15 protein-coding genes are annotated in these 18,071 nt (G+C 35.4%); 9 read left to right on the plus strand and 6 right to left on the minus strand.

Annotated features, from left to right (window positions below):
• The first annotated feature begins 80 nt into the window (after window positions 1-80).
• From A9D35_RS09680 to A9D35_RS09710, 7 genes are all read left to right on the plus strand, one after another.
• The gene (locus A9D35_RS09680) at window positions 81-1,295 is read left to right on the plus strand and encodes an aminotransferase class V-fold PLP-dependent enzyme (protein ID WP_066222228.1); all 1,215 of its coding nucleotides are present in this window, start codon (window positions 81-83) and stop codon (window positions 1,293-1,295) included.
• A 49-nt stretch (window positions 1,296-1,344) separates the two neighbouring features.
• A complete protein-coding gene (locus A9D35_RS09685) occupies window positions 1,345-1,818 on the plus strand; it encodes a hypothetical protein (protein WP_066222231.1) in 474 nt (157 codons plus the stop codon).
• A gap of 36 nt (window positions 1,819-1,854) precedes the next feature.
• On the plus strand, window positions 1,855-2,277 hold the full coding sequence (locus A9D35_RS09690; RefSeq protein ID WP_066222234.1) for a SufE family protein: 423 nt from the start codon (window positions 1,855-1,857) through the stop codon (window positions 2,275-2,277).
• Window position 2,278: 1 nt separating this feature from the next.
• Window positions 2,279-2,602, plus strand: a complete 324-nt coding sequence (locus tag A9D35_RS09695; protein WP_066222237.1) for a DUF59 domain-containing protein — start codon at window positions 2,279-2,281, stop codon at window positions 2,600-2,602.
• A 1-nt stretch (window position 2,603) separates the two neighbouring features.
• Window positions 2,604-3,110: a DUF2480 family protein gene (locus A9D35_RS09700; protein ID WP_066222239.1), complete on the plus strand. Its 507-nt coding sequence runs from the start codon at window positions 2,604-2,606 to the stop codon at window positions 3,108-3,110.
• A gap of 70 nt (window positions 3,111-3,180) precedes the next feature.
• Window positions 3,181-4,104, plus strand: coding sequence for a DUF3078 domain-containing protein (locus tag A9D35_RS09705; RefSeq protein ID WP_141675507.1), 924 nt, complete (start codon window positions 3,181-3,183; stop codon window positions 4,102-4,104).
• A 147-nt stretch (window positions 4,105-4,251) separates the two neighbouring features.
• Window positions 4,252-4,539 (plus strand): EF-hand domain-containing protein, encoded by a 288-nt coding sequence (locus A9D35_RS09710; protein ID WP_066222244.1) that lies wholly within the window; start codon window positions 4,252-4,254, stop codon window positions 4,537-4,539.
• A gap of 141 nt (window positions 4,540-4,680) precedes the next feature.
• Here the strand turns inward: A9D35_RS09710 and A9D35_RS09715 are convergent, their stop codons facing one another.
• Window positions 4,681-6,978: an FdhF/YdeP family oxidoreductase gene (locus A9D35_RS09715; RefSeq protein WP_066222247.1), complete on the minus strand. Its 2,298-nt coding sequence runs from the start codon at window positions 6,976-6,978 to the stop codon at window positions 4,681-4,683.
• A gap of 117 nt (window positions 6,979-7,095) precedes the next feature.
• On the minus strand, window positions 7,096-8,322 hold the full coding sequence (hflX, locus tag A9D35_RS09720; RefSeq protein WP_066222249.1) for a GTPase HflX: 1,227 nt from the start codon (window positions 8,320-8,322) through the stop codon (window positions 7,096-7,098).
• A 112-nt stretch (window positions 8,323-8,434) separates the two neighbouring features.
• Between hflX and A9D35_RS09725 the strand changes: the two genes are divergently transcribed.
• Window positions 8,435-9,379, plus strand: coding sequence for an endonuclease/exonuclease/phosphatase family protein (locus tag A9D35_RS09725; protein ID WP_066222252.1), 945 nt, complete (start codon window positions 8,435-8,437; stop codon window positions 9,377-9,379).
• A 1-nt stretch (window position 9,380) separates the two neighbouring features.
• On the opposite strand, the gene A9D35_RS09730 is transcribed toward A9D35_RS09725, so the two are convergent.
• The gene (locus A9D35_RS09730) at window positions 9,381-10,787 is read right to left on the minus strand and encodes a DUF5689 domain-containing protein (RefSeq protein WP_066222254.1); all 1,407 of its coding nucleotides are present in this window, start codon (window positions 10,785-10,787) and stop codon (window positions 9,381-9,383) included.
• Window positions 10,788-10,805: 18 nt separating this feature from the next.
• Window positions 10,806-13,568, minus strand: coding sequence for a carboxypeptidase-like regulatory domain-containing protein (locus A9D35_RS09735; RefSeq protein ID WP_066222257.1), 2,763 nt, complete (start codon window positions 13,566-13,568; stop codon window positions 10,806-10,808).
• Window positions 13,569-13,733: 165 nt separating this feature from the next.
• On the opposite strand from A9D35_RS09735, the gene A9D35_RS09740 reads away from it, so the two are divergent.
• A complete protein-coding gene (locus A9D35_RS09740) occupies window positions 13,734-14,729 on the plus strand; it encodes an endonuclease/exonuclease/phosphatase family protein (protein WP_235817884.1) in 996 nt (331 codons plus the stop codon).
• Window positions 14,730-14,773: 44 nt separating this feature from the next.
• Here A9D35_RS09740 and A9D35_RS09745 read toward each other — a convergent pair whose 3' ends face one another.
• Window positions 14,774-15,217, minus strand: coding sequence for a hypothetical protein (locus A9D35_RS09745; RefSeq protein ID WP_066222263.1), 444 nt, complete (start codon window positions 15,215-15,217; stop codon window positions 14,774-14,776).
• 111 nt (window positions 15,218-15,328) lie between these two features.
• Window positions 15,329-18,016 carry a TonB-dependent receptor gene (locus A9D35_RS09750; protein ID WP_066222265.1) on the minus strand — a complete coding sequence of 896 codons (2,688 nt, stop codon included), beginning with the start codon at window positions 18,014-18,016 and terminating at the stop codon, window positions 15,329-15,331.
• Window positions 18,017-18,071: the final 55 nt, after the last annotated feature.

An 18,071-nucleotide genomic window follows, 5' to 3' on the forward strand; every position in this document is an offset into this window, starting at 1 on the left:
CTTTCGGCAGTCGCTTTTTTCTCGCTCACTCGAAAAAGAGCTCCAACAAACTGCCTCTATCCGGGCTATAAAAACTAACTATGTTTAACGTTGAACACATAAGAAAAGATTTCCCGATACTTAACCGACAAGTAAATGGTAAACCCTTAGTGTATTTAGATAATGCAGCAACTTCGCAAACCCCACAACAGGTTATCGATGTTATTGTAGATTATTACAGCAATTACAACGCTAATATCCATCGTGGTGTACATAGTTTAAGCCAAGAAGCAACAGATGCTTACGAGCAAGCACGGCTAAAAATCCAAAAGCATGTAAATGCAAAATTTAGTCACGAAATTATTTTTACTTCAGGGACTACACATGGTATAAACTTAATTGCCAACGGTTTCGCTTCACTATTAGAGCAAGGCGACGAAATTATTGTTTCGGCACTAGAGCACCATAGTAATATTGTGCCTTGGCAAATGTTATGCGAGCGTACAGGAGCAGAATTAAAGGTCATTCCTATGAATTTGGAAGGTGAGCTAATCATGTCTGAATACGATAAATTACTCACTCCAAATACTAAATTGGTATTTGTAAATCATATTTCGAATGCTTTAGGCACCATTAATCCTATCGAATACATTATAGAGCAAGCGCATCAAGTAGGTGCTGCGGTTTTAGTAGACGGCGCGCAAGCTTGCCCGCATATTAAACCCGATGTTCAAGCTTTAGATGTCGATTTTTACGTAACATCTGCCCATAAAATGTGCGGACCTACAGGTCAAGGTATGTTATACGGTAAAGAAGCTTGGCTAAATAAACTACCTCCTTACCAAGGTGGTGGCGAAATGATTGCCGAAGTGAGTTTCGAAAAAACAACCTATGCCGATTTACCCCATAAGTTTGAAGCAGGAACGCCAAACATTTGTGGCGGTATTGCCTTTGGTGCAGCCATAGATTACATGAACGCTATTGGGTTTGATGCTATAGAAACCTATGAGCACCAATTGCTAGCCTATGCGACTATTAAATTATCAGAAATAGAAGGCTTGAAAATCTACGGTACTTCAAAACATAAAACCTCTGTAATTTCGTTTAATTTAGAAGGTATACATCCTTACGATATAGGTACTATTTTAGACAAATTAGGTATTGCTGTGCGTACTGGTCATCATTGTGCTCAGCCTATCATGAATTTCTTTAATATTCCTGGAACGGTAAGAGCGTCGTTTGCATTTTATAACTCTAAAGCAGAAGTTGATGCTTTAGTTGCTGGTGTTAAAAAAGCAAAAATGATGTTGTCGTAAGACCAACTTTATTCTCTTTTTTGTAATTTTCTATTTTAAATCATAAATTATGAAATTCATTACAATACTTGCAAGCATCATCTTATTTAGCACTTGTGGTCTTCATAAAACGAATACTACGGTAGCCGAAAACAGTACAACTACTAAAGCAATAGAAAAAACCCAAAGCGATGTATTTATAGAATATAGTGCTATAACTAGGGGAAAATTTCTACTTATTAAATTAGAAGACCAGCAAATATCTGTTCAAAGAGATCAACATAAAGAGCCAAAAACAAGAAGTGTTTCGGGTATAGAATGGGATTTATTAATGGATCGGTTACATGCCACCGACTTAAATACGTTTTCAGATTTAGAAGCACCTTCATCTAAACGCATGCATGATGGCGCAGCTGCAGCCCGATTAAAAGTTATTGAAGATGATAATATTTATGCGACTCCAGAATTCGATCATGGCCATCCGAATACTAAAATCAAGGCTTTAGTTGATTATATTTTATCTCTAGCCGAAAAGGTTGAATAACACACTTACTATTTGTAATTTTAACAAAAAAAACGCGTGACTATACAAGACATACAAAACGACATTATAGACGAATTCTCAATGTTTGACGATTGGGAAGAACGCTATCAATATATGATCGATTTAGGGAAATCTTTACCCCTTATTGACGAACAATATAAAACCGACGACAATCTTATTAAAGGATGCCAGAGCAAAGTTTGGGTTCACGCCGAATTAAAAAACAATGCTGTTCAATTTACAGCAGATAGCGATGCCATTATTACAAAGGGTATTATTGCTATATTAATTCGAGTGTTTTCTAATCAGCACCCAAAAGATATCATAGATGCAGACACCAATTTTATAGATCAAATTGGTTTAAAAGAGCATTTATCGCCTACACGTGCTAACGGTTTAGTTAGCATGGTAAAACAATTAAAAATGTATGCCATTGCATACCAAACACAACTTAGTTAAGATGAGTACAGAAATAGATACAGCCGAATTAGGAGAGAAAATTGTAAAGGTTTTAAAAACCATTTTCGACCCGGAAATACCAGTAGACATTTACGAATTAGGGTTAATTTACGATGTATTTGTAAATGAAGATTATGAGGTAAAAATCCTTATGACGCTTACTACACCTAACTGTCCGGTAGCAGAAACTTTGCCTTTAGAAGTAGAAGAAAAAGTAAAATCGTTAGACATGGTTAAGGATGCAGAAGTAGAAATTACTTTCGATCCGCCATGGAGTCAAGATTTGATGAGCGAAGAGGCGAAACTTGAATTAGGGATGCTTTAATATGGCAGACGACATTGTAAATAGAATAGCTAATAGTAAGCTAAAAGTTCTAGATTTAGAGGATTATTACCCTTCTGGATCTAGAATTCTATTAGATATTAAAGATTGGCTTCTAGAAGGCATTGTCCTTAAAGAAATCGATTTTAGAGCCCATGTTGCTGCTCATAATTGGGAACAATACCAAAATGCATATGTTGCTTTACATTGTAGTACAGATGCCATTATCCCGTCGTGGGCTTACATGCTTATTACAATTCAACTACAACCTGTTGCAAAAAAAATAGTGTTGGGTAATTTAAAGGCTCTAGAAACTGCTATTTTTCAAGATATTATTAACTCCTTAGATGTTTCAGAGTTTCAAGATGCACCGGTAATCATAAAAGGCTGCTCCAAAAAGCCTGTACCCGAAAGTGCTTATATTATGATTACTAATAAAATTAAACCAATAGCACGTTCTATTATGTTTGGCGAAGCATGTTCTAGTGTTCCGTTATTTAAAAGAAAATAAGATTTATACTTTCTTTTTAGTTCACAACTTATATTTTTGCAACTTAAACGTTATTATAACATAAAAGATTATGAAAAGAATTTTTACTATTTGCTTCCTATTGGTAGCAACTGCTTCTTTTGCTCAAACCAAGAGCGAGTTAGAGGCTTTAAAAAAGGCTAAAAAAGATTCTATAAGCGCATTTCAATCTGAAGTAGATGCTTTACAAAAGAAAATTGATGCATACCCAGGATGGCATATTGGTGCCTTCGGAACCATAGGTGCTAATTTATCTGAATTCAGTAATTGGTATGCGCAAGGTTCTCCAAATAACTCGGCAGGTAATATTACCATTACTGCAAATCCATTTGCTAAACTTAACAGAGAAAAGTTTTTCTGGTACAGTACAGCAAACATTAACTTAAGCTGGGTAAAATTTGATGACAAAGACGACCCAACAGACAATGAAGATTACAGACAGGCTACAGATGTCTTTACACTGACCTCTTTATACGGATATAAATTTAGCAGTAAATTAGCTGCTTCTGCACTTGGAGAGTACAGAACTACACTATTAAACAACTTTAACGATCCTGGATATTTAGATTTAGGGGTTGGTATTACGTGGACACCGGTACCAGAATTAATAGTAGTAGTACATCCTTTAAACTACAACTTCGTGTTTAGTAATGACGACGTTATTTTCGATTCGTCTTTAGGGGCAAAAATCGTAGGTAACTATGCTAATTCATGGGGGAAATTAAAAGTAAACTCTAATTTATCTATGTTCTTAAGTTACGATAGTTCTAATCTTTCTAACTGGACTTGGACCAACGGATTATCTTATACCATCTGGAAAGGTATTGGTCTAGGTTTCGAATTTGGTTTAAGAGACAACAAACAAGAAGCACTTAATTACGCCATTAATACAGAAGGAATCGAAGATGCAACTTTCGACAATGTAGATAACAAATTACAATCTTATTGGACATTTGGTCTAAGCTACGCATTCTAAGTCTAAACCATATTTTTATACAGAAGAGCTTCAAATGAATTTTTGAAGCTCTTTTTTTATGCTGTAACCTATTAATTTATAGTCGCATTAAACCTTTTCGACATTTTGGAGTCTCATAGTATTATTAACAATAAAATTCCATATTGTATGAAACTAATTAAAATAGGCACCTTAGTATTAGGATTGCTTGCCTTTACTAATGTTAATGCGCAAGACAAAAAAGGAAATAGAAATCCTGAAAAAGCATTTGAAAAACTGGACGCCAATAATGACGGTAAATTAAGCTTAGAGGAGTTCTCGGCTAGAAAACAAAAACCTGGAAACGAAGACAAGAAACCTGCAGACAACGAAAAAGTATTTGCTAAAAAAGATACAAACTCTGATGGTTTTCTAGATTTAAACGAGTTTTCTGCAAGACCTCCAAAAAAAGAATAACCCAAACTTTTAGTAGCTAAAAGAGGCTGTTTAAAAGGAATAGGAAACCGTAATTCTGAATTTATTTCAGAATTTATCATAGTGATCCTCTATCATTATGAGCACCTGAATCTTACTTTTTAGACAGCTTTTTATTTAAAATTAAGCGTACTCGACCCTTACTCGCACCGATTTACTAATGGGCGTATTACTTTTATCGGCAAACTCATCTATTGGAATTAACGGATTTGTTTCTGGATAATAAGCTGCTAAGTTTCCTACAGGAATGTTATACGGAATCACTAAAAAGTTAAACACCTTACGCTCTACTCCTTTGTAATTACTCATTAAATTTACAACATCAAATTTTTTAAACTTATAGGTATTCATATCTGTTTCATTCATAAAGAGTACACGTCTTTCATTATGTACTCCACGATATCGGTCATCTAAACCATATATGGTGGTATTAAATTGATCGTGAGAGCGAATACTCATCAATAAAAACTCATCGGGTTTTAAATCGTGTATTGGCAAACTAGTTACGGTAAATTTTGCGCGTTTATTTGGCAAGCGACTAAAATCTAAATCTCGAACATTGTTTGGCAAATAATACCCCAAACCTTTAGATTTTGTATTCACATCTTTAAAGCCCCGTATTACAGTTCCCATTTTTTCTCGTAGCAATTCGTAGTCTGTACTTAGGGTTTTCCAATCTACCGGATGATTACCTTTAAAATAGGCTGCTGCAATTCCACCTACAATATCGGGCTCACTTTTTATATCTTCAGAAATAGGATGCAGAAACCCTTTAGATTGATGTACAATTCCCATACTATTTTCAACCGTAAAATGACGCTGTTTTCCTCCTACAAAGTCTTTTTCCGATCGTCCTAAAGTTGGTAAAATTAAGGCTGTTTTTCCTACAATACAGTGACTTCTATTTAATTTGGTACTTATCTGTACTGTAAGGTCACAATTCTGGAGCGCTTGAGCCGTATATTCCGTATCTGAAGCCGCCGAAACAAAATTTCCGCCCAAAGCCACAAAAACTTTTGCTTTCTTATTATACATCGCCTGAATAGCATTTACAACATCGACACCTTGGTCTTCTGGCGGATTAAATCCGAAGGTCTCTTTAATGGCATCATTGAATGCACGAGACACATAATGCATAATCCCAACCGTTCTATCGCCTTGTACATTACTATGTCCTCGAACAGGACATGTACCTGCACCTGGTTTTCCTAAACTACCTTTTAACAGCAGTAAATTCACGCATTCTTTAATATTGTCTACACCATTTTTGTGCTGTGTTAAGCCCATGGCCCAACAAATAATTATCTTTTTAGAATTGGCTAACAGACTTACAACTTCATCTATTTTCTCGATATCTACACCACATAAATCTAACAATTGGGCTTCCGATTGTTCATCTAAATGCGACACCAAGGCCTCGTAGCCTTCGGTATAGGTTTCGATAAATTCATGATCGAAAACCTCTTTTTTAAAAGCATCTAAAACTGCTAATTTCTTCTGGATTAATTTTAAAAGTGCCACATCTTGATTAATTCGGACTTGCAGATGATAATCGGCAAGTGCATGTCCGCTACCCAACATACCCGAAATTTCTTGTGGATTTCTAAATCTTGCTAAACCCGCTTCTGCTAGGGGATTAATACTGACTACATGCCCGCCATTGGCTTTACATTTCTCTAAAGCCGATAACATTCTTGGATGATTAGTTCCCGGATTTTGACCAATAACTAACACAACCTCGGCCTTATCAAAATCGTCTAATTTCACCGATCCTTTCCCTATACCCAAAGTCTCCGAAAGCCCTACACCACTAGATTCATGACACATATTTGAGCAATCGGGCATGTTATTTGTACCTAAAGCTCTGGCAAATAATCCATACAAAAATGCAGCTTCGTTACTAGATCGTCCTGATGTATAAAAAATAGCTTCGTTTGGGTTTTCTAATTCATGTAAATGATCTGCAATAACATCATACGCATCCTCCCAGCTAATAGGTTCGTAATATATGGCTCCTGGTTTTAGCAACATGGGTTGTGTTATCCGGCCACTTTTTCCAATTTTATAATCGGTCCATGTAGAAATTTCTTCTATAGAATGCCTTGCATAAAAATCGGCATTCACTTCTTTATTCGTAGCTTCTTCAGCCAAAGCTTTGGCCCCATTTTCGCAGTATTCCCCTAATTTAGATCGCTTTTCTGGATCTGGCCAAGCACAGCCTGGACAGTCAAATCCATCAATCTGATTCATATGCGATAGGGTCCTTAAAGACCTTACTACACCCATTTCTTTAAATACATGACTCATGGCAACTTTTACGGCAGTAAACCCGGCAGCATGATCGGCAGGCGACTTTAATTCTATTCCTGTAAATTCATCAGATCCTTGTGTTTTAACGTTACGGTGCCTAAATCTTGTCATAAGTATAGTAATGGTTTGTGTTTAAAGTTACACAAATTTATTGTTCCGTATAAAAACAAATGCTGTAATCTCTTTCAGGTTAAAACAAAAAAAATACGCTTCGCAGCGTATTTTTATTTATTCTTCTTCACTTAAATCAAGATCGTTGTAATCGGGATAAAGAAAGTGATTATAGGGGAATCGTGTAACATGAATTTCTCTAACTTCATCGTAAACACGTTTTCTAAAATCTTCTAAATTTTGTTTGTTTAAAGCCGAAATAAACAAGGCATTTTCACCCAGTTTACTCATCCAAGTACGCTTCCACTCGTCTAAAGAGTAATGCGATTTGGTACGTACTTCCTGTAAATCGGTTTCATCATAAGGTTCTGCTTTATAAGCATCAATTTTATTAAACACCATAATAGTTGGCTTATCGGCACCTTTAATTTCACCTAAAATTTTGTTTACAGATTCTATATGCTCTTCAAAACTTGGATGTGAAATATCTACCACATGCAATAATAAATCTGCTTCGCGAACTTCATCTAAAGTACTTTTAAACGAATCGACCAATTGCGTTGGTAATTTTCTAATAAACCCTACAGTATCACTTAACAAAAACGGCAAATTATGGATTACAACTTTTCTAACCGTGGTATCTAAAGTGGCAAATAATTTATTTTCGGCAAACACTTCACTTTTACTAATCACATTCATTAGGGTCGATTTACCAACATTGGTATACCCAACTAAAGCCACACGTACCATAGCACCACGATTACCGCGCTGTACAGACATTTGCTTATCGATTGTTTTAATTTTAGCCTGTAATAATGCGATACGCTCTCTTACAATACGTCTATCTGTTTCAATTTCGGTTTCTCCAGGTCCACGCATTCCAATTCCCCCTTTTTGACGCTCAAGGTGTGTCCACATTCCTTTTAATCGTGGCAACAAATACTGGCATTGTGCCAATTCTACTTGAGTTCTAGCATAACTTGTTTGGGCACGCTGGGCAAAAATATCGAGGATTAAATTTGTTCTATCTAGAACCTTACAATTTAAAATTTTACTAATATTACGTTCTTGAGCCGGCGATAATTCGTCATCGAAAATCGCTGTACCTATATCATTTTCATCTATAAATTGCTGTACATCTGCCATTTTCCCCGTCCCTATAAAGGTTTTGGGATTAGGCATTTCCATTTTCTGAGTAAAACGTTTTATCACTTCACCACCAGCCGTATAGGTTAAAAACTCTAATTCATCTAAATACTCTTTAGATTGTTCTTCGTCTTGATCTTTGGTAATAACACCTATTAAAACCGCTCGTTCTAAATCTATATCTTTTTTTTCTAGCATAAATTGAATTAAAGCACAAAGTTACATAATTGTACGCTGATTAATTTTTATATTTTTAAGATTCCTTTTTACTTTTGATGTCTTACCTTGCGATAGAAATTTATTAGAATACATGAAAACCATTGCTTTTTTTAATTTAGAAAATTTATTTGATATTACCAACGATCCAAAAACAAATGACGACGATTTTTTATCGACTTCAGAAAAACGGTGGAATTTAAGGCGATATGAAAACAAATTATTTAAACTAGGATTAGCCATTTCTAGCATAGGAAAAACCGAAACAGAAACCCATCCTGCCATTGTTGGTGTTGCCGAAGTAGAAAACGCAAAAGTGCTTCAAGATCTTATAGATTCTGAACATTTAAAAGATATTCCGTACGATTTTGTGCATTACGATTCTGCCGACGAACGCGGTATAGACGTGGCTTTTATTTACGACAAAACTCAATTTACTGTAACCGATTCTGCGCCTTACTCTATTACTTTAATCGACGAAAATGGCCTAGTAGATTATACTCGAGATATTTTACGGGTGTCGGGATTTTTTGATGGCGAACTGATACATTTTTTAGTAAACCATTGGCCGTCTAAACACGAAGAATCTAACATCCCGAAACGCATGGAAGTTTCTAACAAAGCGACAGAAATTATAGAAGGTTTAAAAGCTGAAGATCCCAACGCAAAAGTTATAGTTATGGGCGACTTTAACGATAATTCTTCGAGCGATAGTGTACAGGCTTTGGTTAATAATAATGCCCTTTTTAACCCAATGGAAAGTTTAAAATCTTTTGATCGCGGTACTGTAAATTATCATTTTAAATGGGATGTATTCGACCAATTTATGCTCACTCATAATTTTCTAGATCACAGACCCGGAACACATAATTTTGATAGCGCTAATATTTTCGACCCCGATTTTTTAAAACAATACCGAGGTCGTTTTAAAGGACAACCGTTTAGAACTTATGCTGGCAAAAAATATAAGGGCGGTTATAGCGACCATTTTCCAGTGTATTTATTATTAAGAACTGTACCGAGTCCACCACAAGATTAGTTTATTTTTCGGTTAAAATTCTAAAATCATCTAATTGGTAAGACCCGTCTAAAGCTTCATTGGTTCCCGATCCTGTAACCTTGAAGGCCACATAAAGTGTACCTGAATATTTGGAGAGATCAATTAAACCAGAATCTTTAAACTTATACCATTCATCGTATTTGGTTGGAACCTTCGCTTCGATTTCAGTCCAAGTCGCATTTAAAACATCGATACCGTTAAAATCTGTAGATACTAAAATTTCAATTGTATTTCGAACAGAATCTAAGTGGTGCTGTGCCATTTTAAAGTTTAAAATTTCATTGACATACAAATCCATATCGATTCCCGGAGAAATTAACCACCCCACATTGGCGGTATCATTGGCACCAAACGTTCCGAATTCGGCATAGCCATTTTTACTATAAATTTGTTCTGTCCACAGGACTTGGCCACGCTCAGAGAAATTAATCCAGCCTTCTGTGTTTAAGGTTTCATTATCAATCGCATCGCTAAAAGTTTCTTCAAAAACAATGGTAAAATCGTCGGGATTTAAGGGAGAACAACGCGAATCGGTCATAACTACATCTTGAGTATTATTTAGTACCAAAACAAAATCATCGCCGCCATAACTTTTAGAAATTACACCTTTAATAGTTCCGTTCTGGCTTGGTAGTATTTCATTTTTAAAGGTTGAAAACGAACTGGTTTCCAAAATAAATTCCTCATAACTAAAACCTTCACAGCGTTGCATAATCCTGTGCGTATCGAAATCGTCAACGGGATTAAAATACGATTGTCCTTCTAGATACTCCGGAAATTCCACATTATGAATGGCCACATACATACCAATGTAATTATCATTTATATCGGAAAAATTAAGTGTAAAGGCCTCGATTTCTAATGTTTCTGAAGTTCTAAGCACATGTGTTTTAATCTGATTTTCGCTTAGTAAATCGACACGACTACCATCTATTGCGCCTCCAATTGCCAACACTTCTGAAGCGGTTTCTCCTAAATACAAGCCTTTTAATTTAATATAAACTTCACGCCCAAAATTAAACTGATTGTATAAATCTACCTGATTTAAAACAACATGTATCGCAGCCGTCGGGTTACTTGGTAGGTCTTGAATATACATCTCTTTATAGAAGTTCCCTGTTTTATCGGATGACGTTATGTACCCTTTCACCACGCTATTGGAGGCGAACTGCACTACTTCACCAGGTACAAATTGCGCCTTTAAGGATGCTATTGAAATTTCTGAAAAGGTTCCATCTTTCACCCCCTCCAAAAGCTCGCTTACGGCCACATTTTCGTCTTTATTTAAATTTGATGGTACCGAAAAATCATCGTCTTGTACACAAGTTAGCAATACACTTACTAGTAAAATACTTAAAACCTTCTTTATAATTCTCATCCCATTCATAGTCTTAACAATTTAATTTCAAAATCTAATATTCACATTTGCAAAATAGGTTGTTCCCCGTCCATACCAATATTTCGGTCCGAATACGCGAATGGGGTGTTCTTCATCGGCTTTCAGTTCTCTATAATTTGCATTTCTACCCTGCTCAAATCCGCCAGTCTTATAGGTTTCATTCAACACATTATTAATGCTAACAAATAATCCGAGGTAATACTTTTTTATACGCCACGTTTTTCCTCCAATTACATTCACCACAATATAATCGCCAAAACGTTCTTGTTTTAAAAGTTGTTTCGCCACATTTTCGTCGTAATCATTAAAAGGTAAGCCGTCATCGTCTAAATAAAAATTGGAGGTTCTTGTTAGCGGACTCACATCGACATAAGTGTTCGAAAAATAATTTGCGGTAGCACCAAACCACCAATATTCGGGGTCGCTATATTCGAAACCAAATGAAACCGCAGATTGCGGGCCTCCCGAAACTCTGTAGTTTTTAAGCTGAGATGAACCAAAATCGATAGAACCATCTTCGGTAACGAAACTCGAAGAGGTTAAATACAAATTGGGGTTATTATTATAAACATGCTGACCTTGAGAAGCGGCGGCCTTTAGTTTAAAAGACGACGTTAATTTGGCTTCGATCCCTAATTCTAATCCAAAATGCAAAGTGTTTACATGGTATAAAATTTCTTGAACAAAGGCCGATGTTTCATTGAATTCTATCCCAGCCGATGTTAAACCATCGGCATAATAAAACCCAATTTCATTGCCTCCCCTTTTATCTAAATAAAACCCTGTTAGTTTTGCTGTAATACTACGAGATCTATAAAAATAACTCGCATCGAAAGCGAACGTTTGTGCTTCGGAAATGTCTTTGACAACCGCATTATTTTCTCTAGGATTAGAAAATGAATTTTGAATATTTGGCGCATTTTGTAAATAAGCGGCATGTAAATTAACAATATGTTTTGCGGTAAACTTATAAGTAAATCCTCCTTTTAAACCATACCCTAAAAAATTTAAAGCGGCACTTTTTCCATAAGAATTATCTGGAAAAGCTTCGTGCCGAAATAATCCGTCGCGCTGATATGTGGTATGATTAAGCTCTAGTGCAAGAAAATAATCAAACCTTTGGTAACTAAATTGCGCTTGAGCAAATGCTGAAATTATATTGGCATTTAAATTGTAATCGTATTTAATCCTACCCCCTTCGCCAACTAGGGCATCAGGATTATTTAAATCGTACTGCCAACCATCAAAAGCATCGACATTTAAATAACTTGTAGCCCCCAGAAGATCTGTAATTTCAGCAAAATTACGGGAAACTAAATGCTTATAATTTAAAGATCCGCTAAACAAAATATGAGCATTTAGCTGGGTATTAAAAATTGAATTTACAGTGAATAATTTGTCGTCTGTACGGTCTTCGTATTGCACATAAGCAGCCTCTAGACCTTGACTTGCATTCGTGATATTTGAATCGTAAATAGTGTTCCAATCGATTTGACCATTACTTTTAAATTCTTGCTCTGCTAAGTAAGCGTTTGCATAATCTGGACCTGCAGAATCCGCTAGGTAATAACTTGGCAGTTTTTGATAATAGGCAGGACTCGGGTTGGCGCCTCCCGGATAATCTAACCGACTGTTTCCCTGTTTCCCAAACGTATAGCTAACGTTTGTTTGAACTTGTGTTGCTTTGGCTATGTCCCAATAATGACTTAACATTAAAATGGGTTCGGCAATTTCCTTAACTCTAGAATTTCGTTTTTCATCATCTTGAAATCCCCAATATTCGTTGTATTTTATATCTCTTAAATCGAAAACCTCTTGAGTATTTGGCGAAGATTTACCTCGTCTATTAGGCGTATAAATACCTGTAAAATTTAAACTTTGAGTATCGCTTAAAACCTTTTCCACCGAAATAAAAAATGAATTTGCATCGTAAAACGTAGCATCTTGATACCCTTCATCACCCCACCGTCTACCTATATTTAGCGCATAGGCCCACCCCTTTTTAAGCAGACCAGAAGCATAACTTGCCATAAACCGATTAGAATAACTCCGGTTAGAAGAGGTGTACGTGATACGTCCGCCTTGTCGATATTTTGAGGCCCTTGTACTTATGTTTGTTGTTCCTAAAACATCGCCAAAGGCAAAGGAAGAAGCGGCTAAACCAAAACTAAATTCTTGATTCCTCAGTACATCATTAATTCCGCCCCAACTGCTCCATTGCGGTCGGCCATTATGGAGTGAATTCATTTCTACACCGTTAATTAACAACTTCCCTTCGCTAGAATCTAGCCCACGAATTTTAAAGAATGAACCACTAAACTCGAAGGCAGCAGTGCGTTGAAATACATCGCGGGAAGCCTGAAGCAAACCCGAAATATTATCGGCAGAACTGCTATCATTATTTAATTCGTCATCGGTTAAAATTATAGTGTACAAATCTTGATTAGCCGTGGCATCTATATTCAAAAACATATCATCTATATGTAAAGGAACATTTTTAAGTATTGTTATTGGAAACCGTTTTGTAGCATATCCGGCTTTTGATATTTTAAGAAATTGTTCTCCGTAAATGGCAGTAACAGCCATTATAAACTCACCATTTATATTGGTCTCTGTGGTAGTATTTGCACCTTCTATTTGAATTAAAACTTGAGAAATAGGTTGTAATGACACCGCATCTTTAACGCTACCAGAAATTGTTTGGTTTTGCCCAAAAACGGAATGTATCACCCAAAGGGCACAAAGATTTGCTAGAACAAAATTTTTCATCGGAACCACATTAAAACCTATTACTTTCTAGCTATCAATTACTTAGGAGACTTTAATTTAATAATTTTTATTAATATTATCCTATATTTATATGTAATTTTTTCTTGTATGTGTAACAGAATCAAATATTTAATCTGGTTATTCTGTCTCATTAATATGCCATTAATGTGGGCACAAGACCGTGAATTCATAGTACACACAATAGCCTTTTATAATCTGGAAAATTTATTCGATACTGAAGACGATCCTCTAACTTTTGATGAAACTAGTCCGATAATGGAATTAGCAGATCATCATATAGAAATCTACAATAAGAAAGTAAATAATATGGCCAAAGTTATTGCAGAAATTGGCTTTGAAACATCCCATAATGCGCCGGTAATACTAGGAATTTCAGAAATTGAAAATAAACATGTTATTGAAGCTATGATTAACGATTCCTTGTTGCTAAATTACAATTATGGCTATATTCATTTTAATTCGCCCGACCGCAGAGGTATTGATGTGGCGTTAATATATCAAAAATCATTATTTACGCCCGTAGCTACAAAATCCTATCCGCTGTATTTAAAAGATGACCTAACAGGATCACGTATTTATACCAGAGATCAATTGGTAGTAAGTGGTATTTTAGACCAAGAACAGATTTATATTATTGTAAATCATTGGCCATCTAGACGCGGTGGAGAAACGAAAAGTAATGCAAAACGTATGGCCGCAGCAACACTTAATAAACATATTACAGATTCTCTTTTCACCTCAAATCCGTATGCCAAAATAATAAGTATGGGCGACTTTAATGACGACCCAACAGATGCAAGTATTAAAACCGTTTTAAAAACCGAGAATAAGAAAAACAAAGTGGGTTTAAAAGGCTTTTACAACCCTATGGAGCAATTGTATAAAGATGGATTTGGAACAACGGCTTACAGAGACAAATGGAGCTTATTCGATCAGATTATTGTTTCGCAAGCTTGGCTTGATTCTAATTATACATCGTATCGGTTTTATAAAGCCGGTATTTACAATGCCCAATTTCTTATTACTAAAACAGGGCCATATAAAGGTTATCCGTTTAGAAGTTTTGGTTACGAAGGATTTACCGGTGGTTATAGCGATCATTTTCCTGTTTACATTTATGTTATTAAGGAAAAAGATTAAATAAAAAAAGCGACTTAAAAGCCGCTATATAATATTTTATAGTTTTAGAAACCTAACCACATACCCCATGGAATTCTCGATAATAAGAGTACTAGACCAATGGTGTAGAATATAGAAATAGTTTTAAATTTTGATGCAGAAGTAAGTTTCGCTTTATGCTTTGAATATCCAATGGTGATAAAAACAAGTGCAATAATATTAATTATAGGATGCTCTATTAAATATAATCTGCTTACAGAATCTTTCATTATACCTCCCATACCAAGCTCGCTAAACAATGCCATTCTAGGTGAAACTACATACAATATTAATCCAATTAATAATTGAATATGAGAAACGATTATAGTAAATAAGGCGATTCTAAAATCTTTAGGGCCATATTCCTTTTTATTAGCTAACTTAATAATACTATTAACTGTAGCTACAATCAACACGGCAAGAACTAAAAATGCCCAATAGGAATGTAAATTTCGAAGTACACTATACATGATTATTTTTTAAGAATTTATTGATGGTAAATATAACAAATATGTTTTACAAAAAAACGGCTGCTTCAAAAACTGAAGCAGCCGTTATATTTTTAAGTATTTCTAATTGGATTAGAAGTTGAAACGCACACTTGCACTCCAAGTTCTTCCAAAACCAAAGTACCCCTGGTTTGCTACGTTAATACCTTTATAAGTTTCATCTTCTGGCTCTGCAGCGATGTTAGAAGATAAATCAGATAAGTAAACATAATCAAACACGTTGTTTAAGTTAAATCTGAAATCTATAGATTTTTTAAAGTCATTATCTAAAGGTAATGAATAAGATACTCCCATATCTACCAAGTTATAAGATGGTAATTCTAAGTTATCTTTTACAGCACCTACAGAAGCATATAATTTATCGTAGAATCTGAAATCTGCATCTACAGAGAATCTTTCGAAAATACGGTAATCTGCACCAATACCAACAGTAAACTGAGCTGCGTTTCCTACTTTACCACCATCTACATCTTGTACTTCTGTACTAATTACGTTTTGGTTTTCATCGCTAATACGTGTTTCAGCATTTCCTTTGTACTCCCAATCTCCAAGAGATAAGAATCCTTTTATTTTTAAATCCATAATAGGTCGGTAAGCTGCATCAATTTCTATACCCGAGTGTAATTGTTCTACACCTTGGTTTGTTTTATAGAAAAGGAATTCGTCTTCAATATAAGATGTTGTAACCACTCTATCTTTCCAAGACGTTCTATATAAGTTAACATTAGCCGTGAAGTTTTGGCTAGCAAAACTATACCCTAATTCTAAACCAAAAATCTTTTCGTTTTCAGTTAATGGGTTAATTTGGTTAGTAAAGTTTAAGTAAATATTATCGTGGTAAGGCTGACGTGAGTAGTACCCAATATTTCCGAAGAATTTATGAGAATCTCCGATAATATAAGCGGCACCAGCTTTAACGTTAAATCCTACGTTGTTAACTTTTTCTGAATCTACACCATCTGTAATATTATCTGGTAATGGCGTCCCTGTTCCTTGAGGAGATGTTCCGTCTATTAACGATTGATCTGCATATTGGTAGTGATCGAAACGTTGGTGATGTTGACTAGATAGAGACCCTTGAAAGAATGTAGAGAAGTTATCTTTAGAATATTCCATTTGTGTGAATAATCCACCGTAAGAAATTCTCTCGTCATTACTATATCCAATTTTTTCATCTTCTCTGAATTCTGCAAACATTGCAGTCCAAGGATTTGCAGCCATATCTCTATTTGTGCTACCTATTTTATACTCTCCTGCATAACCATAACGTTGGTGGTTATTGTTTTGATCTCTTAATGTGATATTCTCATTCCAAGTTTCTAAACCATGGAAGTTTTCAACAACTCTATAGTGCTCACCATAGTATGTTCTTAAATCTAAACCAACATTAAAAGTTATATAATCAGATAATTCTGTTTCAAAATTAGAAACTGCTCCGTACCAACTATGGGCGTTTATACTAGATCTTGTAATATAACCACCACCGTAGCCATATCCTCCAGCACCATCTTCAATAGCTTCGTTTTCAGCGTAAATAGCATCGTAATCTATATAACCATCGTCTGTTCTAATAACGCTTCCTAGGTTTCCGGTACCACCACCACGACCCCAAGAGGCATATAATACAGTAGACAGGTTAGATTTTTCTGAAATTTTATAATCCCAGTTTAAGTTTGCTACAGGTTTATGGTAGAAGTTTCTTCTTTCAGACATATACTCACCATTGTAGTACCCGTAGTTGTTGTTGTATTTTCTTCCGTATTCTTGGTAAGTCGAAATAGATTTAGACCAGTTTTGGTCGTGCCATTGTGGAGCTCCAGTAATTAAGAAGTTAAAGTTATGTTTTTCGTTTGGCGTATACCCAATAGAGAAAAAGTAGTTTTGCCCTTGTCCGTAAGTACCATCGTTATAACCATCTCCTTGCCAGTGTGTAAATAAGAAACTTGTTCCCCATCCACTTTCAGACTTTCCTGAGTTGTAACCAACAGTTGACTTATAATAATTATCGTTAGCAAAACCTCCATATAAGAATCCACCTTGTTGGCTTTCTGTAGACTTCGTTACAAAGTTTACTGTACCTCCAACAGAAGAAATCGCTAATTTAGAAGATCCTAATCCACGTTGAATTTGAATTGCACTAGCAATATCATTCATTCCAGACCAGTTAGACCAGTACATTTTACCGTCTTCCATTCCGTTAATTGGCTGTCCGTTTAATAAGTAAGCTGTATTATCTTGTTCGAAACCACGAACAGATATTTGCGAATCTCCGAAACCTCCAGATGCACCAGACACATACACAGAAGGTGTATTTACCATAGTTGCAGAGATATCTTGTGAACCAATTTTTTGCTGAATTTCTTTAGCTCTAATTGTAGAAACCGCTACTGGTGTTTTTCTACCTTCTGCTAAATCGATGATTCCGCTACCTACGATAACGACTTCATCTAAAGATGTTTCATTTTGCTCTAATCTGATTTTTCCAAGTGCTTTAGAGCCAGTGAAAGAAATTGTTTTTGATTCGTAACCTATATAAGAAATTACAATTTGTCCAGAAGTCGCATCTGAAGTTATTGTAAAATTACCATCAAAATCTGTAGTTGCCCCGATCGAAGTACCTTTTATTAAGATATTAGCTCCTGGTAAAGGCATGTTTGTTTCAGGTTCAATGACTGTTCCCGAGACAATACTTTGCGCAAAGGACACGGTACTAAATACCATGATAATTGCAAAAAATAAGTTTTGTGTAATGTTCTTCATTTTGTTATTTGAGATTTATTTTACGAGTGCAAAAATAGTGCTATTTCGTAATCTA

The sequence above is a fragment of the Formosa haliotis genome (genome assembly GCF_001685485.1).
Lineage (GTDB): Bacteria > Bacteroidota > Bacteroidia > Flavobacteriales > Flavobacteriaceae > Formosa > Formosa haliotis.